The following is an 18,543-nucleotide window of genomic DNA, read 5'->3' as shown; positions in this document are numbered from 1 at the left end:
TTTGGGAAGTCTTTTTTATTTAGCTCGTTTCTTGCTTGAGTGTCCATAAATCTTACCACGCTGATAAAAGTTGTTACATCTGGCTGTTTTCATTCTTAACTAGCACAGGTTCTCCAATGCGTTTGCATACATTCATGTTTTATTAACCGACTTATTCCTCAAACCCAAGTTCCAATATATCCAAATCAGGGAGTTCGTTTCCTGCTATCCCTTTAACAGAGCCGAAAAATCCTGTCGCATTTATCAATACTCTTTCTATCTGCTTTTCTCTTTCTTTCCAAAGTTTCTCCATCCCCTTTCTCTCTTTTTCCAAAGAGTTTTTCATTGACAGAAAACCTTCGATTATGGCTTCCATCTGCATTTTAAATTCATTGCTAGTCAGATAAGAGTACAAGAGATTTACTTTATCACCTTTATTTTGTTGGTTCTTCAAAACTTCAGCAACTCTGATAAGATTCTCCCTGAGTGCCATAACCAGTCCCTTGATGTTGTCAAAACTGCATATCCACACCCCTTCATATAGGCCGATTTTATCAATCCCTTCCGGCAGTGTTTCTGTTATAAGCACTGCTAAATCAGCTTTTTCTTCAAGCTGGTCACGCTTGAGTTTTGTGATCCACTCCTTGTTAAACGCTTTTGTCCTTTTACTTTCATAAATAATTTTCCCGCAATGAAACATTCGGTAATTTCGCACTACCTGTATAACATCTGCGCCATTTTTGCCTTTAGCTACTTCAAGTATCTCATCAGAAATAAATTCACGCTTTAGTATATCTTCCAATGCGAGCTCCTGAACTTCGCCCTGCAACTGCATTGAACCTTGCTCAGCTTTTCGCTGCGCATACTGGAGTTGTTTTTTAAGTTGGTTAATAACTTCCTCTTTTTCAAGTATCTTCATGCGGTTATGTTCGTCTTCAGCAGACTTCAGCTTAATTCTCTCTGACTCAAGTTTTTCGTTAAACTGTTTTTCGAAAGAAGCTTTCAGATGTTCCTCCATCTCGCTTTTTTCTCTTTTAAGACGTTCAATTTCTGCTTTTGTCTTATTAAAGTCTTTCAACTGAGCTGATTTTTCGGAGAGTTCATCTTCCAAAATCTTTAAAGATTCGGCGTTTTCTTCAATTATTTTTGCTTTCAGTTTAGATTCGAGTTTTTTCTTTTCGATAGCCAAGTTTTTAGCAGCTTCTTCCTGAACTCTTACTTCCATTTGCTCCTTAGCTTGCTCAAGAGCAACAGTTCTTTTCTTTAACTCTTCACGCTCTTTCTCAAGAATTTGTTTTTCTTTAGCTTGTTCAACAGCAAAATTTTTCTCAAGCTCTTGGCTAATTTGTGAGAATATTACCTCATTGACATTAAGCTCTTTCCCGCAGTTCGGACATTTAACTGTATTGTTTTTCATTGTGTGCCTCCATCTTTTGATACGATAAAGTGTTCAGACATGACAGTAGGCGTTCCCATTCTGAGAAATTTAAATCTTTATCATTCAAGAGCTTATGTTGCTTTATAATGTCATCATAAGATGAGTATTTATTGTTCACTATATCTTTGAGGTTCAAGTCTTTCAGTTTATGCTTTACCCCTCCATTTGTATCAAATGTTTGATTAGTTAATATATACAAATTCGATTTCAACAGTTTATATTCTGATTCAGATATTATTCTTTTTTCAATAAGACAATCAGAATATTTGCAATAATCTTCTCTAAGTTTTAAAGGATGTTTGTCAGGATAAAGTATGATATTTAGCAGTGGTTTATTAAACACCCTTAAAGATGTTACCGCAACATTTATGAGATGTAGCGTATTAGTCAGAGCACTAGTTGTTGTTTTTATTTCACCATAAAATAATATCTCACGGTTTCTTCTGAACACAAGGTCGCATTGCCCCCACGCTCTTCCGGCTGCCGCATAAGACTTCCGATCCGGCATACCGGCAGATACGAAATCAGAGTGTGAGATTACACACGGTGTACCAATTCTTTCAGGCATAATTGAGAGTTTTGTTATTTCCTGCAGAGCACGCCTTAAAGATTCTTCAGTCTCCAGACCCACTGCTGTGGATTTTACTGACTCATTGAGGCTTTTTCGAACTCTTTGAGAAATTTTTTCAAAGAGGAAGTCTCTACATACATTGTAAAGGTAGTCATTTTTTTTCATCATATTCTCCTTTTCTAATTTCTTGTTCTCTATTTATTCTGAATCTAATTAATCATAATCCAAATGTCAATAAATATATTTAGACTGATTAAAAAATCAGTTGCTGATTTTTTGATTGACATATAAAAAATAAGAAGTTAGAGTCAAAAAATAAATAGCAATATAAGGTGTTATTATGTTTTCACTAACACAGCAAAATCATAAAATAGCTGATGATAACAGTCTCGGCTTGCCTTTCTCAGGGCTTGACCTGAAAATCCTTCTTACGTTCTGGAGAATTCTTTCAGATCAAAATAAACTTGAGGATCCTCTAAATTTCTATAAATGCGTTAAAATTTCTGAACTTAATAATAAAAAACTACACGATTATTTCCAGCGTCTTAATGCAGCACTTCCTTTTGAACTACAGGTGTTTCACCTAGGTAATATGGAGTTCCACGATCTAGAAATTGTACATAGTGCCGCTCAATCTTTAAATACGAATCTGGATGATTTAACCGATTTTGAGTTTCAGGCTTATGAAGAATACGGTCTGATAGATAACAATGATTACACGGTTATTGGTTATAAAGATGAGCTATTAGAAGGATTTGACAGCGTATATATACAGGATTACTTTTATTTGCCCAAAAGCCTTAAATTCGCTGCATGCTACAGTCAAGAGAACATTCGCTTCGTTACAGCTGCAAAGATAGCAAACTTTATGCAGAATTTAGATTTAAAATTTCATCGTTTCGATAAATTTCTGTACATTACTAACATTTCAGAATTTTTAGGCAATTCACAAATATTCGATAGTGCATGCATCAGTTTGTCGGATATAGCGGGTCTGGATAAGGCCGAGCAGTCTCATTTTGCCGAGAATGTTTTTAATATCATTGAGAATGTTGACTTCACAGTTATATATTACGCTGACGAAATACTTGAGAATAAAACTGTTGGGTTTCTGAAAAGCATTAAAGAAAAAATATTTGAGTATAACGTAACAACAATATGTTTCTATAACAGGGAAATTTTTATTGATAAGCTTGCGAAAGTAAGCTCAGAGATCGAAGCACCGGACTTACACCTTAAAAATAATTCTGACTATATAACAAAAGATGAGATCATCGAAAATCACTATGTATTGAATCTGAAAATCTATGAAGCCCCCAGAAACCTTTCAGAAAATTTTTCAGCTAAATTAAAAGATTTCGTAAATATTATCAGAGTGCAGCCTATTTCTTTTAAGCAGTCGAATAACACCAGGAGATATCCGGAAAATAATATTGAAGGACGCCAAAATTCTATACGCTGGAATGTTCGTGAACAATATTCAAAAGCCAAACAGTTGACTACCAGTGAGAATTCTTGGGAGTATATCGGCGGTAATAAGTTCTATATAGTAAAAACTGAACAATTGACTGACTACGGTTTCATCAGTGATTTTTCAAATGCTTTTACCTATGAGGATATACAGTCCAAAAAACCCAATAAACTTCATATGCTGAAGCCGTATGACATTCTGTTTAGCTATAAGGGCAAGATAGGGGAAGTGGGTATAGTCGGAGAGGATGTTGCGAGATCGGAAGTTTACCCAGATCAGGCAATACTGATTTTAAGAATACGACAAAAGCTCGATTATAAAAAGGCTGTAGCATTATATATGTTTTTAAAATCTCCAGCAGCTTGTGAGTATATTGCTAATATTACAATGATAGGAAACGTTAATATACTTAATGTTAAGGCTTTTGAAAGTATGCCTATTCCTGCTTTCTCAGAGAAAGATTGTCAGTATGCATTTGATAAACTAGAAAAAATAATTGAACTGGATCGACAGATACATAAACTGGATAGTAAAAAGAACAAAATTATTGCTTCTCTTTATGATTATCTTTGAATTATGAATCTTGATAAAATACATAGGGCTAAATGAAAATGATTAAAAAAAAGAGCACCTCAAACGAGGCGCTCTTTTTTGTGTATACTCAGTCGGGAGTATGTTTATTTTATTTTTTGTTTCATGCGCGGGCGTTGTGGTGGAGTTTGCCGTGCGTATCTATGTGCAGGGCTTTTCTGAAAAGCTGACCTGCTTTTGCAGAGAGCAAGCCGAGCATTTTATGGAATGCTTCGCTGCGCATTTCTCTGCCCAGTCTTTCAAGTTCGAAGATCTCTTCGTGCGACATCTGTGATGCATAAAGTCCGCTGACAGTTTTCATATATTTCCTCCGAATTTTACGATTCAATTACTGTTTCAACTCATGTTTAAATATGCTATATAATTATAAACAGCAAATAGCTAATATTCGACACCTGCTATGCAAAAATAATCAGCAGGCATCCTCAGCAAAACAAAGAGGGATTATGTATCAAAATTGGGATGATTTAAGATATTTTCTGGCAGTGAGCAGAACAAGCTCCTTCGCAGGGGCTGCTTCCCGCCTTCAGGTGACGCACAGCACAGTGGCAAGAAGGATTTCCGCCCTTGAGGAAACTCTGGACACCACCCTGTTCCTCCGCACGGAGAAAGGCTGCCGTCTCACCCCTGCGGGTGAAACTCTCCTCCCTTTCGCCGAAAAACTGGAAGCTACTATAATGAGCCTTGAAATAAATGTTCAGGGGAAAAACAGCCAGCTTTACGGCACAGTGCGCATAAGCGCGCCGGACGGTCTGGGCAACTGTTTTCTGGCGGTTCAGCTCGGCGGTTTTCTGAAAACTCACCCCAACCTTGATATTGAGCTGCTCCCCGTTCCGATGTACTACAGCCTTTCCAAGCGGGAAATCGACATCCTTATCTCACTGACCAAGCCGAAATCAGGAAATATCGTAGCCCGCAAGCTGAGCAGCTATCGCATAGGCCTTTTCGCATCCGCAGATTATATAGCATCCCATGATGAAATCAGAAGCGTGGATGATCTCCTGTCCCATGACGTGACGGACTACATCAGAGATCTGCTTTATGATGAAAACCTCAATTTTATGAAAGATTTTTCCCCTGAACACAAAAGCAGGTTCAAGAGTTCCACCATTGTGGGGCAGATGTATGCCGCTGTTTCGGGAACCGGTGTGGCCGCACTTCCCTATTTCATGGCACATACCAAGCCGGAGCTTGTTCCAGTTTTGCCGGAGCTTTATACGGAGCGTTCCTTCTGGCTTCAGGTGAACCCCGATTCCAGACAGCTTGCCCGTGTCCGTGCGACAATAGATTATATTGCGGACAGCATGGCGGAGAACAAAAAGATGTTCATGACCCTGCCGGAGAGAGGCTTAGAAAAGTAACCGGATCAGTCCTTTTGCTGTTTCAGCACAATTCTGGTTATCTCGGAGGGAACCCCTAACCTGAATGAGAAGCCCGGCCAGATGCCTGTTCCCGGACTGACATAAATCAGCTTGCCATCCCTTTCGTAAAGGCCTTTCAGCATGCCGCCGTTGGAACGTGCGGTAAGATAGCTGACAAGAGGCATATGGCCGCCGTGGGTATGACCTGAAAGCTGGAGGCTTATATCAGCCTTGCCCGTGTTTTCCGTGGGCTGATGGGCAAGAAGAAGGCGGAAGGTTTCCGGCGCTCCGGTCAGCGTTTTATCAATATCTGCCCCCAATCCACCGAAACGTTTTTCGGTTTTGTCGGGAACGCCTGCAATTACAATGCCTGCACCATTGACATCTAGAACAACATGCTCATTGCTGAGCATGCGTATGCCCAATCCGCTGAAAACGGGAACCCACTTTTCCGCCTGAAAGTAATATTCGTGGTTGCCTGTGACTCCGTAAACGCCGTATCCCGCCCTAAGCCCCGCCAAAGGGGCAATATCCTCACGGAGGTCTTCCGGTGTGCCGTCAATCATGTCTCCGGTAACGGCTATGATGTCGGGCTTGGCTGCGTTGGTCTTCTCCACAACCTTCTCAAGCCAGCTTTTTTTGAGGAATGCGCCTATATGAATATCCGAAAGCTGAACAATGGAAAAGCCGTCCAGACCGTCGGGCAGGCCTGTGATGCTGATATTTACCGTGTTCACTTCCGGCACTTTTACAGCCTGCCATTTGCCGTAAACTCCTATCACAACAGATACAGCCAAGACAGCCATGTTCACGCCGAAGCGGGAAAAAGGCATTGTTATGCCAAGCCCCAGACGGTTTCCCGCCCACAGGGCAGCAGAGGCCGCATCTTTAATCATCAGGAGCAGGAACAAAACCACCACGGAGGAAAAGAGTATTTCCATCATGAACATAACAGGCTGAGGGAAAGCCGGGGCGCTGAGGGAGCCGCCTATTTCCCTGTAGATAAAGAATTTCATACTGACAACGAGCAGAACCGCCGCAGACATCCATCTTACTATGATGCTGCATGAGATTGAAGAAACAAAACTGAAATATACATATGAGAAGAGCACAAGACCCGTTAAAATCGAAAACTGCGTCAAAATTTCAAACCTCTGATTATTTAGTAAGCGGACACTATGCAGAAGACCGTTAATAAAAATTATTGTTCATCTTTCCATTTGATATTGATAAATTGATTGTTTCTTAACCTGTACAGAAGAACAACTCTGACTAAAAATTGTAGAATCCTGTAAAATTATTCCTGTGGAAGATTCTGGAAAACTTTTGCGAACGTTACTAATCATATAATATAAATAAAGTATCAAAGGAACACACATGCTGTCTATACTGAAAACCTCTGTATTACTTACTGCACTGTCTTTATTTAATTTTGGATGTGCCGCACAGCAAAACTCATCTGCCCCTTCAACAGGGTACACAGGATTTCAAACATATGCACAGGCATCGCAGGACTGGGTGAAAAGGAACCGGAACTTTCAGACTGATAACACAAGCAGTGAACTGAAGTGGAACAGTCCTTACGAACTTCGCCCGTCAACACCCACAAACAAAGCATTTTTACTGATACACGGTCTTGGTGACTCTCCGTGGTCATTCACTGATATATCAAAAGAACTGGTCAGAAACGGCTATGCGGTGCGTACAGTTCTTCTATCCGGACACGGAACAAAACCAGAAGACCTGGTCGGCGTATCCCTTGAAGACTGGCAGGGGATAGTTCGTGAACAGGTGCAGATACTGCACAACGATTTTTCAGAGGTTTATATCGGGGGGTTTTCCACCGGAGCAAACCTTGCACTGGAATATGCTGTGAATGACCCTGAGATACAGGGGCTTTTGCTTTTTTCTCCTGCTTTTCGCTCAAACGAATATCTGGACTGGGTAACCCCCTGGCTGGCACACTTCAGAACATGGCTCAGAAAACCCGATGAAACCTCTGTCCAGTCCCCCTTCCGTTATCATAATGTTCCGACCAACGGCTTCGCACAGTTTTACAGAAGCAGTGCCGCTGTCAGAAAAGCCATAAAAAACCGTAAATATAACCGTCCATCAGTACTTATCCTCACAGAACACGACTCAGTACTTGACGTTGGTTACATCAAAAAGGTTTTTAACCATAATTTTTCAAACGCGGCAAGCAGGCTGATATGGTACGGCAGAAGTGAACCGTCAAAAGGCACATCCTCACGTGTGTTAACACGCACAGATTATCTCCCGCAGGAAAGAATAAGCCAGTTTTCACACATGGGAATACTTTTTTCTCCCCAAAACAGATTATACGGGAAAAACGGTTCGATACGGATTTGCAGAAACGGTCAGACAGAAGAAGAAACGGCAATCTGTAACTCAGGAGGTGAAGTCTGGTTTTCCGACTGGGGTTACAGAGAAGACGGCAAAGTGCACGCCCGTCTTACATATAATCCGTATTTCGACTGGCAGATGAGCATTATCAAAGATGTTCTGGATGAAGCGGAAAGACAGCCGGAATACGGTTCGCTCCGCAATGTCCGATCGGCAAACCCATAGCAGAGATAATGTTGACAAAACCGGTTTAAGCTGTTTTTTAAGAAAAGGCGGCCTGAGCCGCCGCAAATATTCAGCCGATCAGCTCCCGCCACTGATCCTCCTCAAGGAAGCTGCCTTCCGCATTGGCTTCCATTTCCAGAAACAGCGAATAAGGCATGCTGAATGTGAGCACATCCTCGCCGAGGCTTTTTTTGATTGTTTTACGAGCGGTTATGTCAAACATGCCGATCACCCCTCTGGGGTTTTCGCTTTCTGCCTCTTTGTAGGTGAGAATGCCTATGGAGTGGCATCCCGCTCCGAAGGGAGCCTTAACATTTTCTATCCCTTTCCTGAAATAGTTGCACATTATCACCATGGCCGAAAGCTGTGCAGGCTTACAGACAAAAGTTACGCTCACCGGGGTTTCCTTCTCAGGCTCAACCATGGAAAGCGGCTTGAAGACTGTCATTTTATCCAGATTCATAAAACCCACGGTGCTCACAAAATCATCAGTGAGCTCAGGATTTTTTATATAGCGCTCCCCGTGGGAGAAATGGTGTACAAAGTGTTCCGGCGCGTTCCCCTTCATGCCGCTGATTACGGCCTCGCCTTTGGGAAAGCCCTCATTGCCTGAGGAAAGAAAATGACAGAAACAGTCACGTCCGCCGGGAAAAACATTCGAATAACAGTCTCCGTAACCGAGACCCACACCCGCACCGGGACAGCCGAAGCGTTTTGAATCCATAACGCTCACCCTCCCCTTCGCCGCAGAAGCCATAAGGGAGATAACACAGCCCATTTTGCCTTCGCCGAAAGCTGTTGCGCCCTCAGGCGCTTCGTCAGTCCACAGGGTCGCCACAGGTTCAAAGCCAAGTTTAGTGAGTTCCGCCAGTCTGCTCTTCATATCCGCCTCCTTATTTTATGAATTATAGTTTAATGACAGTTCACAGTCATCAACATTCAGCCTGCCCATAATTTAAACAGCAAAAGATTCATTTTTAACCACAAACAGTTACTTCCTTGTAACTATTCCTGCAAAAATACGGCTTTTTGCCGCCCGCCGGGCTTCTGCGTAATATTTTTCAAACTGGTACGCATCTTGCGTACAGATTTGAAAAGAGGTGATTATGTTTAATTTTACGTCAGGGCTTAATGATAAACTGCTGAAACCGCTGGAGAGAATGGCCTCCGGCAGGTGGGACTTAAACAGCAGGTTCGAATCTCTCAGGGGGGGATTCGCCGAAAAAACAGGCAATGTTTTAAACAGGGTATTCGACTCACTCAGAAAAACAGTGGAATCCATATCAAGATCATCCGTTACACTCTCTCAGATTGCCCCTGAGCTTGATCAGGCAGCGAAATCCCTCGGAGAGCAGTCAAAAATTCAGGCTGAAAAAGCCATACAGATAGCCGCAGCCGGAAAACAGATGGCTGTTTCCGTGGAGCATGTGTCGGACAGCACACTGGAAGCCACTCAGTTTTCCTCGCAGATAACCAAGTCAGCAGGCATAGCGATGGAAAAAAGCCGCCTCTCCGAGAAATCCATGCTGGAGGTCAAAGAGATGGTGACAGGACTGAAAAACCAGATGGAAGCACTCTCTGAGCAGTCCGGCAAGATAGGCTCCATAATGGAGATGATAAAAAAGATAGCTGACCAGACAAACCTGCTCTCCCTCAACGCATCCATCGAGGCGGCAAGAGCGGGCGAGGCCGGACGGGGTTTTGCCGTTGTAGCAACGGAAGTACGCAAGCTGGCGGAGCAGTCCATGGAAGCCACAAACGGGGTGGAGGGGATTCTCTACAGCATCAAAAGCAGCATAGAAACCTCAATGGGCTCCGTGGGAAAGGTGCTTTCATCTGTCGAGAAATCGGCGGAAATAAGCGAGGAGGCGGTGGAGCTTCTGGAAGATGTGGCAACCCACATGGACGAGCTTGACAGACACCTGAACACCATAGCCGCAGCAGGGCAGGAGCAGGATGTTACCGTGAAGTCCGTTGTCGGCGAGATAGACGGCATAGCCGCAGCCGCAGAGGAGCAGTCAGCACTGGCAACCCAGCTTAACGGCATAGTTGATAAGATAAACGGCGGGTGCGATGACCTCCTTGTTTCAGTCGGTGTTTTCCGCACAGGCTCACACGAGAAGGCGGCAAAAGCTGCGCTGGAGGCTGCAAAAAGCAGAGAAGTCACCTCCATGAACGCCTCCTCCATAGAAGGCTATATGAACCAGTTCATCAAACGCAACAGCTATATAGAGCTTGCATACATAACAGATGCCAGAGGCAGACAGGTAACGCCCAATATATGGAACAGAAATGTGCGCGACTCCAATGACAGCCTTTCCGTCGGCTCTGACTGGGGCACGAGAGACTGGTTCAGAAAACCTAAAGAGACAGGAGATGTCTACGTAACAGATATTTACAGGTCTGTGGCCACTGACAACTTCTGCTTCACCGTGGCAGTGCCTGTGAAGGATGCGGGGGGCAGCTTCGCCGGAGTTCTGGCTGTGGATATAAGCTTTGCGGATATGATGTAGAAGCCTGTCATCGGAAAAAGAAGAAAGCGGGATTTGGTTTCTTTGGAAAGAGCCTGAGAAAACCTTTCTTTGCCATTAAAGAAAGGTTTTTTCAGTTTTAAGTTTTTATAAACCAAACTCATTCAATTTTTCTTCTGCGCCAGAAAAACACCTGCGGCGATAACAGCGGAGCCCGCAAGCTGTGAAACTCCCAGTGACTCGCCCAGTATGCCCCACCCCATAAAGACCGCAAAGACCGGAACAAGGTTTATGAAAACCGCCGCTCTGGTGGCGGGTATCTTGCTTATCCCCCAGTTGTACAGCCCGAAAGCACCGACTGTGACAAACACGCCCAGATAAACCACGGCAGTAATCACCCGTCCGCTCCACTCCGCATGAAAGGCATCAACCGCACCGCCGGAAAAAAACAGAACGCCGGAGGCCACCTGAATAAGCGTAAGCACCCACGGATTAAAATTCGCAGACAGCCTGCGGGTGAGCACCATGTAGCCTGCGGCGCAGACCATTGCGCCAAGCTCCATTATATTGCCCAGAGCGGGATTTGCCGCTTTTGCGTCCGCACCGCTGCCGAAAGTGAGCCAAGCCACACCCAGAACGGAAACCGCAAGGCCTGCCATGGCTGTTTTCCCTGTTTTCTCACCGAGAAACACAGCGGAAAGCACAGCAACAAACATAGGCACTGTGGAGGATATTACCCCGGCCTGAGAAGCGGTGGTGAATCTGAGCGCATTCGCCTCAAGGAGAAAATACAGACATGGCTGAAAAAGCGCCATAAGCACAAGGAGCCTTATCTCCCCCATTGTGATTTTTTTGGGAAAAAGCCTTAAGCAGAAGGGAAAAAGCAGGATAAAGCCCGATGCCATCCTTATCCATACAATGGTTGAAGGGGGCAGTTCGGTGAGCGCTATGCGCGTGGCGGTGAATGAGCCCGCCCAGAAAATAACCGCAGCAAAGACGGCGGCAAAAGGCATCAGAGCGGATTGTCTTTCGGTCATAAATCAGTCCTCCTCAATGTGAGGAGGCAAGGATAGCCCTTTTTCATCCGTGAGTATTGCAGAAAATTGCCCCTGAGCAGGAATCAGCGTACTGCGCAGGGGTTGAGCCTGTGAACTGTCTGAATTTATTGGAGAAATGGCTCTGATCCGCAAATCCGGTCTCAAGCGCGGCCTCGGCAAAAGGCATACCCTGACGCAGAAGCCTTTTTGCAAGCTCAATGCGCTTGCCTGTGCGGTAAACATGGGGCGGAACGCCAACCTCTTTCCGGAAGGTGCGCAGAAGGTAATACCTGCTCACGCCCAGTTCGCCCGCCATATCCTCCAAGGTGACCTTGCAGGAGAGATCGCCGCTGAGAAACTCCTTTGCCCTGCGTACCAGCTTTCTGTCGCCGGATTTGCCGGATGTTCCGCAGCCGTGGATAACCTGTGAAAAGCTCTCGGTGAGCGCGGCCTCAAGCTCCATGCTCTCCTCGGAATGCAGAAGGGCGTTATAGAGGCTAAGAAATGAGCCGTGCACCGCAGGCGATGAAACCACCATATCGGAAAATTCAGGCTGAAACGGCTGGCGCTCAAGAATATCCCCCGCCAGTTTTGCCATAAGCTCATTTTTGAAGTAAAGCATTGTGTACGTGGCGCGCCCTTTTCCGAGAGGGATCCCTGAGTGAACCTGAGAAGGGTTTATGAAAACTGTTTCATCAGGCAGAACTATCGTGTCTGAATCAGCATTGCTCACGCAGTAGCAGCCGCCGCCGTGCATCAGACCGATGGAGTACATATCATCATGCACATGCTTCGGGAAGGCATGCTTGCTGTCAGTGACACGGCACGATTCAAGCCCTTCCAGAAAATCTTTGTGCCAGTAGGTTACATTCACTCCCGCTTTCATGGGTGAATTATACTCTCAAAAAGCTGAAAATGATTGAAAAAAATTGCCCTGAGCCGCCTCCGCCCTGTTGTTATTTTTGGGAGAGGACAATTCTCAGCTCGGCTATTTTTCCGTTATTCACCTTTATCTGATAATCCAGAGGAATGGGGCTGCCCTCAAATTCCCCCGAAACCATAAGGGTAAGCAGTGCGTTCTCACCCTCTTCGGAGTAGTCCAGAAAATCATATGATACCTTGTATTCCGCACTTGCGGCATCTATCCATTTTCTGATTTCAGTGTGCCCCTGAATGCATCCGCCTTCGTCATAAACCGTCGCGTCTTCGGTGAAGCATGCTGTTACCGCCGCTCCGTCATGCCTGTTTTTTGCTGTTACAAATTCCGCCATAAGTACCGGAAGATTACCGCTCATATGAGAGCCTCCTTTAGATTTTTCAGGAGTATAAAGGCATGAATATGACATCAGTCTGTCATAGTTGAAATTAATCCGTATAATAAATCAGGGCTTCTCTGAGCCTCCGCGCAACCTCTTTCCTTATGTGGGGCGGTTCAATAACCTCAGCATTGCTCCCCAGTGAGAGGAAAAAGGAATAAACCCACTCACTGTCAGGAAGTTCCGTTTCCAAAAGACAGTCACCGTCAGGTGTGCGGCTTATCAGTGAATCATCAAAAAAATCCCATATCCGGCTGAGTATCTTTTCATTAAATCTCAGCACAATTTTAACCGCCAGCTCCTCAGCATTATTCTGAACGGCGAACATTACCGATCTTTCCGGACATGTTTCATCACTCACGATGACATCCTTCATTCTGGATATGCGGAATGTTCTGTATTCATCCCTCTTTCTGCAAAAGGCGTAAAGATACCAGGTGTAGTCCCTGAAAATCAGCCTGTCCGGTTCCGCTTCACGCACAGATCGCCCGCCTTCGGCGTTAACATATTCAAAGCTTATGACTTTTCTGAGTCTGAGGGCGTTTTTGATCACCTCCAGACGCTGCTTACCCTTGTTTTCAGCGCTGCCCCAAGGGGAGAAGTCGATCTCTATCCTATCGTTTGTGACTGTCTGCCGGAAAACCGCGCCGAGTTTTTCAATAAGTCTTTCTGTTTCCGGATACTGCGCAGCCTTGAGAGCGCTGAGAGCATTAAGAAGTCCGTCCCTTTCCGTCTGTGAAAACACTGCCCGGCTGAGGGTGTATTCCTCCATTATGGAGAATCCGCCACCGCTCCCCTTCTCGGCGAATACCGGAACACCGGCGGAAGAAAGTATGTCCATATCCCTATGGATTGTCCGTCTGGAAACACCGAATCTCTCCGCCAGTTCACCTGCGGTTATTGTCTTCTTATTCAGCAGGATTATGATTATCTCAAGCAGGCGGAAAATTTTCAGAGAAGCCTCCCCAGAATGTAAGGCACTGCGCTTTCCACATTCAGCACCCTTTCGCCGAAGGAGAAGAAGGAAAAACCTGTTTCCTCCAGAGTGTCCAGCTCCTTCTGAATAAAGCCGCCTTCAGCGCCTATAACAAGGGTCACAGCCTCCTGCGGCCTTGATTTGAGAGGGCAGCCGACAGGATGAGCGGCCAGACGCAGGGTATCTTTACTGATTTGGGGCAGAGTTTCACGGATGAACGGGGTAAAAAATCTGTGGAAGGTAACTGTCGGGAGGATGGTGTCTTTTGCCTGTTCAAGGGCGGGTATGAGAAAATCGTCAATCCCTTCAAGGAGAGGGCTTGACCAGTAGCTTTTCTCAACCCGCCAGGAGTTGAATATATGAATATCCTTCACGCCGAGACAGGTCAGGGTGTAAAGGACGCGTCTTAAAACCTTCGGGCGGGGCAGAGCGAGTGCGAGGCGTACATTCAGGGGAGCGGGTGGGTCATTATCCGGTGTGAACATCAGAACGGCTTTTTCTTCGCCGACTTGTTCCACCTGTGCCGTCCCGAGTTTTCCGCCCAGAACCCCTGCTTTAAGTTCATCTCCATCGTTTTTTTTGAGCGTTTCTTTCAGGTGCTTAAGCCGCCTTCCCGAAACTTCCGCTCTGCCTTCTTTCAACTCACTTTCTTTGAGAATGATTATGTTCATGCTAGGGATGATACTGCCTTAAACATCGGCTGTCAAAGAGTTAAGCTGAAAACCGCCCGAAGGGTAAAACTATCTCAGTTCGGTTTCGTAAACACTTCTCCAGTATCTCGAATTTTCCGTTTCATGCCCCTGAAGGCCGTAGGCTATGTTCTGATACAGGTTGCGGTAGTAGAGCCCGCTTTCAAAGCCTTTTTCCATGAGCATTTCGGTCATTTCCATGCCCACGGCGGGATCACCCTCCTGAGCCATAGCATAAAGACCCGCGGTATCGCACATGTTCTTAAGGTATTCGGGGCTGTTGTGGTGATGTCTGCTTCCCATTGTGCACCTCCGCAAAAGAATAAAGCGGGATACAAGGTTAAGTTCAACGTGACGGGTCGCCGTAAGGAGATACTTATATTATAAGCAGAGTAATGAACATCCGCAAGGGAGATTGAAAAAAAAAGCCGCCCCTTTTTGAAGAGGCGGCGCTGATTGTCTCAGAACCTGAGAGTGGCGAAATAGTCCTCAGGGGTTTCAGCCCTTCTGATCATTTCAAAAGAGCCGTCCTCATTGAGGAAAAACTCTGCGGAGCGGAGCTTTCCGTTGTAATTGAAGCCCATGGCGTGGCCGTGGGCGCCTGTGTCATGGATTGCGATTATGTCACCTTTTTCGATGACGGGAAGTGTTCTGTCCACCGCGAACTTGTCATTGTTTTCGCAGAGTGAGCCCACCACATCATAAACCGTGTCAGCGGGTGCATTCTCTTTGCCGAGAACCGTTATATGGTGATAAGCGCCGTACATGCCGGGGCGCATAAGGTTTGCCATGCATGCGTCAACGCCTATATAGTTTTTGTATATCTTCTTTTCATGCAGAGCCTGAGTCACGAGATAGCCGTAAGGACCTGTGATCACTCTTCCGCACTCAAGGTATATTTTGGGGTTAAGCCCTTTTGCTGAGAGTATGCCTTCGTATTTTTCCTTAATCTTGGCGCCGAGAACTTCAAGGTTCACAGCTTCCTGCTCAGGTCTGTAGGGGATGCCGATTCCGCCGCCGAGGTTGATGAACTCAAGCTCTATGCCGACTTTTTCAGCTATTTCAGCAGCCATCTCAAAGAGGATGACCGCCGTTTCCACGAAATAGTCAACATTAAGCTCGTTTGAGGCCACCATCGTATGCATTCCGAAGCGCTTTACGCCTTTTGCCTTGCATTTGCTGTAGGCTTCAAACATCTGCTCGCGGGTGAGCCCGTATTTAGCGTCCTCAGGGTTGCCGATTATCGCGTTGCCGCCTTTCAGGGGGCCAGGGTTGTAGCGGAAGCAGATCAGTTCCGGCAGACCAGCGACCTCTTCGAGGAAGTCTATATGAGTTATGTCATCAAGGTTGATTACCGCACCCTGTTCTTTTGCCTTCCGGTATTCACTTGCGGGGGTTTCGTTGGAGGTGAACATTATGTCCTCACCGCTGATGCCCGCCATATCGCAGAGAAGAAGCTCGGCATGTGAACTGCAGTCCGCACCTATGCCGATCGATTTGAGAGCCTTCATCACAGAAGGGTTGGGCAGAGCCTTGACAGCGAAATATTCCTTGAACTCAGGAGCCCATGAAAAAGCCTTCTGGAGCCTCTTTGCGTTTTCGAGAATCGCTTTTTTGTCGTATATGTGAAAAGGCGTAGGGTATTTTTTGATCAGTTCTTCGATCTGCTGCTTGGTAAAAGGGACTTTCTTTTCTGCCATCTTACTCTTCTCCCGCTTTAAGTTATCATTTTTTAACTAATGCCTTTAACATTCTTCCGCCGCCAATTCAACGAAAAAAAATATTATGAAGCCTTTTTCAGCCCATGTGTTCCTTTATTATGGACATCTTAAGCTTTTTGAGGTTGTTGGACAGGCTCACCTTATATATGTGAGGATTGAGAAATCTTTTGTATGTGCCGTGCAGGGCAGAGAGCTCCGCCTTTGCGTGCGCCTGAATGCTTTTAAGGTCGGCTCCGGGCTCCGTTCTTCTGCCGTTTTCCATAACTTTGCCGAGAAGAAGCCTCGCCTCTGCATAATTTTCGAGGGTTTTGAACGAATATTCGATGGAGGGATGGTTGAGCCGGATCGGTTTTTTCTCAGCTATGAGTTCATCAACCTCGTCCATGCTCTCCTCAAGGAGAATGAGGTCGGAAAGCATCATTCCGTCCTCCCCGTAAAATCTGTACACATTCTTTATGCCGGGGTTGGACATCTTTTCCGGGTTGTTGGTTATCTTCATTGCGGAGACAAAGCCCCCGTCATCCTCTTTTGCAGCCAGTTTGTAAACCCCGGTCAGGGAAGGGTCTTTATCCGCAGTAACCAGCCTTGTGCCCACACCGTAGGCATCTATGCTCGCACCTTCGCGGCTTAGCTGCTCTATGATCCACTCATCAAGGTCATTGGAGGCAACAATTCTTGCATCCGTAAAGCCCTCACTGTCAAAAATCCTGCGCGCTTCACGGCTGAGGAAGCTCAAGTCCCCGCTGTCCAGCCTTATGCCGTAGTTTTTATGCCCTGCGGCTTTAAGCCCGGCAAAGACCTTCAAGGCGTTGGGAACCCCGGACGCCAGTGTGTCGTATGTATCGGCAAGGAGAATGCAGTCATCCGGATACATGGCGGCAAATGCCTCAAACGCCGCAAGCTCGCTCTCAAAGCTCATTACCCAGCTGTGAGCCATTGTCCCCTTAACGGGGATTCCGTATTCCTTTCCGGCCAGAACGTTTGAGGTGGCATTCACCCCGCCGATGAAAGAGGCTCTTGCGGCGGAAAGAGCTCCGTCTGTGCCCTGAGCCCGCCGAAGACCGAACTCCATAACAGCGGCATCACCCGCCACACTGCATACCCTTGCGGATTTTGTTGCGATAAGTGTCTGAAAATTTATGAAGTTTAAAAGAAGGGGCTCTATGATCTGGGTTTCAAGGAGGGTTCCCTTAACACGCATAAGCGGTTCATTGGGGAACACTACCGTACCTTCCTTCACCGAGTGGATCTCGCCCCTGAAACGGAAATCTTTCAGATAGCCGATGAAGGAATCTGAAAAATAGTTCAGGCTTCTTATATAGTCTATATCACTGTCGGAAAAACTGAAATTCTCCAAAGCAGCCAGCAGGGGGTCAAGCCCTGCAAAAACCGCATAACCGCCACCGAACGGCTGTCTGCGGTAAAACATATCGAAAACCGCCTGTCTGTCCGGATCTTTTTCCAGAAATCCCTGCATCATGGTGAGCTCGTAGAAGTCCGTCATAAGGGCGGAGTATGAGCATTTCATAACCTTACATCCGCGGCCTGAACCACCCTTATACCCGCCTCCTTCATGGCGGAAACAGCCTTCACAACATTCCCCTCCGGGAAGTCAACACCCTTGCAGGCATCTTCAATCACATAGGTTTCAAAACCGGCTTTCACAGCATCCAGAGCTGTGTACAGAACGCAGAAGTCCGTGGCGAGACCGGTTATATAAACCTTTTTAATATCCAGTTCGCTGAGCCAGCCCCTGAGTCCGGTTACTGTCACACCGTCATTCTCGGTGAATGCGGAATACGAATCTATGTCAGGGTTTGTTCCTTTCCTGATAATGATATTGAAGGCGTCAGCATGGAGATCAGGGTGAAAATCAGCCCCGTTGCTCCCCTGAATACAGTGTTCCGGCCACATCACCTGATTCACTCCGTTCAGTGTCTTCACACTGAACGGCTCTGCGTCATTGTTTGATGCAAATGAGCTGTGATTAACAGGATGCCAGTCCTGCGTGCCGACAATAACCTCAAAGCTGTCCATGAGAGAGTTGATAGCAGGAACGACCCTGCTTCCGTTTTTGACCGCCAGCGCTCCGCCGGGGCAGAAATCATTTTGAACGTCCACTACTATTAATGCGGTATTTTTTCCGTATGTCATATTTCACCTTTTGCCATAGTTCGCAGAAACCTGCGTCCATGCAGTTTCTACTCACTCGCAGCCTGCGCGGTAAAACCGCTTGCTGCTCTGGTTGCGCTTGCGTTCCTCGGGCATCTGTCTTGCTGCAGAAAAGGGCACGTCCTGTCCCTTTTCTGTACACGCTCGCGCCGTGATAAACA

General features: G+C 46.0%; 18 protein-coding genes. 4 read left to right on the top strand and 14 right to left on the bottom strand.

Annotated elements, in window-relative coordinates:
- Positions 1-151 precede the first annotated feature (151 nt).
- Both OSQ85_RS13160 and OSQ85_RS13155 read right to left on the bottom strand, forming a co-directional pair.
- Positions 152-1,396, bottom strand: a complete 1,245-nt coding sequence (locus OSQ85_RS13160) for a DUF2130 domain-containing protein (RefSeq protein WP_265823716.1) — start codon at positions 1,394-1,396, stop codon at positions 152-154.
- On the bottom strand, positions 1,377-2,153 hold the full coding sequence (locus tag OSQ85_RS13155) for a hypothetical protein (RefSeq protein WP_265823714.1): 777 nt from the start codon (positions 2,151-2,153) through the stop codon (positions 1,377-1,379). Before OSQ85_RS13155 ends, OSQ85_RS13160 begins: the two co-directional genes overlap by 20 nt.
- 175 nt (positions 2,154-2,328) lie before the next feature.
- Here OSQ85_RS13155 and OSQ85_RS13150 point away from each other — a divergent pair, with 175 nt between their 5' ends.
- A complete protein-coding gene (locus OSQ85_RS13150; protein ID WP_265823712.1) occupies positions 2,329-4,032 on the top strand; it encodes a restriction endonuclease subunit S domain-containing protein in 1,704 nt (567 codons plus the stop codon).
- A gap of 121 nt (positions 4,033-4,153) precedes the next feature.
- Here OSQ85_RS13150 and OSQ85_RS13145 read toward each other — a convergent pair whose 3' ends face one another.
- Positions 4,154-4,351 carry a hypothetical protein gene (locus tag OSQ85_RS13145; RefSeq protein WP_265823711.1) on the bottom strand — a complete coding sequence of 66 codons (198 nt, stop codon included), beginning with the start codon at positions 4,349-4,351 and terminating at the stop codon, positions 4,154-4,156.
- A gap of 145 nt (positions 4,352-4,496) precedes the next feature.
- Here OSQ85_RS13145 and OSQ85_RS13140 point away from each other — a divergent pair, with 145 nt between their 5' ends.
- Positions 4,497-5,411 carry a LysR family transcriptional regulator gene (locus tag OSQ85_RS13140; RefSeq protein ID WP_265823710.1) on the top strand — a complete coding sequence of 305 codons (915 nt, stop codon included), beginning with the start codon at positions 4,497-4,499 and terminating at the stop codon, positions 5,409-5,411.
- 5 nt (positions 5,412-5,416) lie between these two features.
- Here OSQ85_RS13140 and OSQ85_RS13135 read toward each other — a convergent pair whose 3' ends face one another.
- A complete protein-coding gene (locus tag OSQ85_RS13135; RefSeq protein WP_265823708.1) occupies positions 5,417-6,553 on the bottom strand; it encodes a metallophosphoesterase in 1,137 nt (378 codons plus the stop codon).
- Between the two features lie 376 nt (positions 6,554-6,929).
- On the opposite strand from OSQ85_RS13135, the gene OSQ85_RS13130 reads away from it, so the two are divergent.
- Positions 6,930-8,000 (top strand): alpha/beta hydrolase, encoded by a 1,071-nt coding sequence (locus tag OSQ85_RS13130; protein ID WP_265823706.1) that lies wholly within the window; start codon positions 6,930-6,932, stop codon positions 7,998-8,000.
- A 70-nt stretch (positions 8,001-8,070) separates the two neighbouring features.
- Here OSQ85_RS13130 and OSQ85_RS13125 read toward each other — a convergent pair whose 3' ends face one another.
- Positions 8,071-8,883, bottom strand: a complete 813-nt coding sequence (locus tag OSQ85_RS13125) for a DUF169 domain-containing protein (RefSeq protein ID WP_265823704.1) — start codon at positions 8,881-8,883, stop codon at positions 8,071-8,073.
- Between the two features lie 223 nt (positions 8,884-9,106).
- Between OSQ85_RS13125 and OSQ85_RS13120 the strand changes: the two genes are divergently transcribed.
- Positions 9,107-10,513 (top strand): methyl-accepting chemotaxis protein, encoded by a 1,407-nt coding sequence (locus OSQ85_RS13120; protein ID WP_265823703.1) that lies wholly within the window; start codon positions 9,107-9,109, stop codon positions 10,511-10,513.
- A 122-nt stretch (positions 10,514-10,635) separates the two neighbouring features.
- Here the strand turns inward: OSQ85_RS13120 and OSQ85_RS13115 are convergent, their stop codons facing one another.
- From OSQ85_RS13115 to pncA, 9 genes are all read right to left on the bottom strand, one after another.
- The gene (locus OSQ85_RS13115) at positions 10,636-11,508 is read right to left on the bottom strand and encodes a DMT family transporter (RefSeq protein ID WP_265823702.1); all 873 of its coding nucleotides are present in this window, start codon (positions 11,506-11,508) and stop codon (positions 10,636-10,638) included.
- Between the two features lie 43 nt (positions 11,509-11,551).
- Positions 11,552-12,394 carry an AraC family transcriptional regulator gene (locus OSQ85_RS13110; RefSeq protein WP_265823699.1) on the bottom strand — a complete coding sequence of 281 codons (843 nt, stop codon included), beginning with the start codon at positions 12,392-12,394 and terminating at the stop codon, positions 11,552-11,554.
- A gap of 70 nt (positions 12,395-12,464) precedes the next feature.
- Entirely contained in the window at positions 12,465-12,803 is a 339-nt protein-coding gene (locus tag OSQ85_RS13105; protein WP_265823698.1) for a nuclear transport factor 2 family protein, read from the bottom strand.
- Between the two features lie 70 nt (positions 12,804-12,873).
- On the bottom strand, positions 12,874-13,755 hold the full coding sequence (locus OSQ85_RS13100; protein ID WP_407649376.1) for a helix-turn-helix transcriptional regulator: 882 nt from the start codon (positions 13,753-13,755) through the stop codon (positions 12,874-12,876).
- 20 nt (positions 13,756-13,775) lie between these two features.
- Positions 13,776-14,471: a 16S rRNA (uracil(1498)-N(3))-methyltransferase gene (locus tag OSQ85_RS13095; protein WP_265823697.1), complete on the bottom strand. Its 696-nt coding sequence runs from the start codon at positions 14,469-14,471 to the stop codon at positions 13,776-13,778.
- A 69-nt stretch (positions 14,472-14,540) separates the two neighbouring features.
- A complete protein-coding gene (locus OSQ85_RS13090; protein WP_265823696.1) occupies positions 14,541-14,792 on the bottom strand; it encodes a hypothetical protein in 252 nt (83 codons plus the stop codon).
- 158 nt (positions 14,793-14,950) lie between these two features.
- Positions 14,951-16,189 carry a diaminopimelate decarboxylase gene (gene lysA / locus OSQ85_RS13085; RefSeq protein WP_265823695.1) on the bottom strand — a complete coding sequence of 413 codons (1,239 nt, stop codon included), beginning with the start codon at positions 16,187-16,189 and terminating at the stop codon, positions 14,951-14,953.
- A 97-nt stretch (positions 16,190-16,286) separates the two neighbouring features.
- Positions 16,287-17,738 (bottom strand): nicotinate phosphoribosyltransferase, encoded by a 1,452-nt coding sequence (locus OSQ85_RS13080; RefSeq protein ID WP_265823693.1) that lies wholly within the window; start codon positions 17,736-17,738, stop codon positions 16,287-16,289.
- On the bottom strand, positions 17,735-18,364 hold the full coding sequence (pncA, locus tag OSQ85_RS13075; protein ID WP_265823692.1) for a bifunctional nicotinamidase/pyrazinamidase: 630 nt from the start codon (positions 18,362-18,364) through the stop codon (positions 17,735-17,737). Before pncA ends, OSQ85_RS13080 begins: the two co-directional genes overlap by 4 nt.
- Positions 18,365-18,543 lie beyond the last annotated feature (179 nt).

This window comes from Geovibrio ferrireducens, from assembly GCF_026226615.1.
GTDB classification, from domain to species: domain Bacteria; phylum Chrysiogenota; class Deferribacteres; order Deferribacterales; family Geovibrionaceae; genus Geovibrio; species Geovibrio ferrireducens.
This window is presented reverse-complemented; position numbering and strand designations above follow the sequence as displayed.